Origin of the sequence: Scytonema sp. PCC 10023, from assembly GCF_963920835.1 — a bacterium.
GTDB lineage: Bacteria > Cyanobacteriota > Cyanobacteriia > Cyanobacteriales > Nostocaceae > Kalymmatonema.
The window spans coordinates 1-1988 of the sequence record NZ_CAWUDP010000267.1 but is presented as its reverse complement, the minus strand read 5'-3'; the positions used below and the strand labels follow the sequence as shown (position 1 = coordinate 1988).

The window sequence follows — 1988 nt, the reverse complement described above, 5'->3', positions numbered from 1 at the left end:
TCAGCTAGATCAGCAGGAGCCTCACGCCAGAATCTCTGATTTGGCGTGAGAGGAATGCGCGTGAGTCGGAGCGAAGCGGAGACGAACAATCTCCCATGCTGCTAGTCGGGAGCATTCTGATTTTCAATGTACTGCCGTAGCGTAGAGATTGTAACGCCACCACAAGAGGCAATGAAGTACGAGCTATTCCACAGAACATCTTTCCAGTAAAACTGGTCAACCCGTTCTTGAAATTCATTCCGCAATCTGCGACTGGTAACAGTTTTGAGATTATTAATGAATTTGGTTAACTCCATTTGCGGAAAGTATTGAAACAACAGGTGAACGTGGTCTTCCTCGCCGTTGAATTCAATTAATTTGCACTCCCATTTTTGGCAAAGGTCTTCAACAATTTCACCCAGTCGTTGCAGCATTTCTGCATTGAATACTTTCCGGCGATATTTGGACGTGAGAACTAAGTGAGCTTTCATATCGCTTACTGATCTTCCCTTTGAAACAAAGTCATCTTTCATGGCAATAGTTCTAGGAAATACGTTATACTTAGCGTAGGCCAAAGCGCTATCACCAAGTTTGGTGGATGAAATACACTTACCAGTACAAAGCACTTCCAACTACAGAACAGAAGCTAGAGGTAAATCTCTGGCTTCGGATTTGCCAGTACTGGTACAACCGTCAACTCGGAGATCGTTTCGAGTGGTGGGAGATGAATCGTTCACCCATTAATGCTTGCCCGTTGGTTTGCCATCTCCCAGAGTTACGCGATAAGCCGAACTTCTACAGCCAGAAAAAGTATCTGCCAGGACTCAAGAAAGAGTCGGTAATGGTGGAATGGTCGGGTGAGGAGTTGGATTTCTCGCAAGTTCCTGCGAATACACTGCAAGAAGTCTGTAAGCGAGTTGATAAAGCATTTGAACGATTCATTTCTGGTGATTCCAACGGGAAACGGAGCGGAAAACCTCGATTCAAATCTCAATCTCGCTATCGTTCATTGGTGATTGAAGGTGCTGGATTAGAATTGCATTCCTGTTCGATTGGTGGCAAATATTTGTATGTCAAAGTGCCGAAAATCGGGCTGGTCAAAATCCGCTCACACCGACATTTACCGAATGGTGTAATTCTGAAACAGTTGCAGTTCATCAAGAAAAATGATGGCTGGTTTGTGAATCTCAAGCTTGATGATCCAACCGTTCCAACGGTAACGCCTGATGTGGTTTTGCCCACTTGGGAAAATTCGCTGGCGATGGATGCAGTGCTGAATGAAGATGTTTATCTCGCGACTTCTGAAGGTGTGAAACTGCCATCACTCAAAGCACTGAGGAAGAATCAAAATAAGCTTACTCGTGTTTCTCGCAAAAAGAACGCACGCTCCCTTGGTTCGTCATCACGTCGCAAGCTGGCAAAGCGAGAAGGGAAGCAGCATCAACGAATTGCCAGATCCAGAAAAGATTTCCAATACAAAACGGCTCACAACCTTGTGAGAACCGGGAAGAAAGTGTTCTTTCATGAAGACCTCAATCTCAAAGGTCTAACGAAACGCAATGCGCCCAAACAGGATGAATCGGGTGTTTATCTTCCAAACGGACAATCTGCCAAGTCGGGATTAAATCTCTCCTGGGCAGATGCCGCATTCGCTCAATTCTTCCAAATCCTTGGACACATAGCTGCAAAAGCTGGGGCTGTAGTGATTGCGAAGAATCCTGCTTATACGTCTCAATTACTCGCGTACCGTGATGACGTGATTTTTACCGATTGCAACATTCGCGAGTATTGGGACGCAACAGAATCGCTGATGGTTGATAGAGATATCAACGCTGCTATCAATCTAAAGCGCGTGGGGCTGGACGTATTCCCCACGATAAAACGCCGTAAAGGTGAAATCGTAATCGTTGGCTCGATTACTGATGATACCTCCAAGGAAGTTCTACGCATTCTTCGCAATGCCTGAGAAGCCTACACCATACCCGTTAGGGTTGGTGTAGGAGCGTCAC

At 45.6% G+C, this 1988-nt stretch carries 2 protein-coding genes; one reads left to right on the top strand and one right to left on the bottom strand.

The features are described from left to right. Nucleotides 1–101: 101 nt before the first annotated feature. Nucleotides 102–512: an IS200/IS605 family transposase gene (gene tnpA, locus ACM0OZ_RS48570; RefSeq protein WP_414590110.1), complete on the bottom strand. Its 411-nt coding sequence runs from the start codon at nt 510–512 to the stop codon at nt 102–104. Between the two features lie 65 nt (nt 513–577). On the opposite strand from tnpA, the gene ACM0OZ_RS48565 reads away from it, so the two are divergent. Further along, a complete protein-coding gene (locus ACM0OZ_RS48565; RefSeq protein ID WP_414590109.1) occupies nt 578–1945 on the top strand; it encodes an RNA-guided endonuclease InsQ/TnpB family protein in 1368 nt (455 codons plus the stop codon). The last annotated feature ends 43 nt before the right edge of the window (nt 1946–1988 follow it).

Excerpts from the sequence above, each read along its gene's own strand:
- ACM0OZ_RS48565 (WP_414590109.1), top strand. The coding sequence starts at position 578 with ATGAAATACACTTACCAGTACAAAGCACTTCCAACTACAGAACAGAAG.
- tnpA (WP_414590110.1), bottom strand. The coding sequence starts at position 512 with ATGAAAGATGACTTTGTTTCAAAGGGAAGATCAGTAAGCGATATGAAA.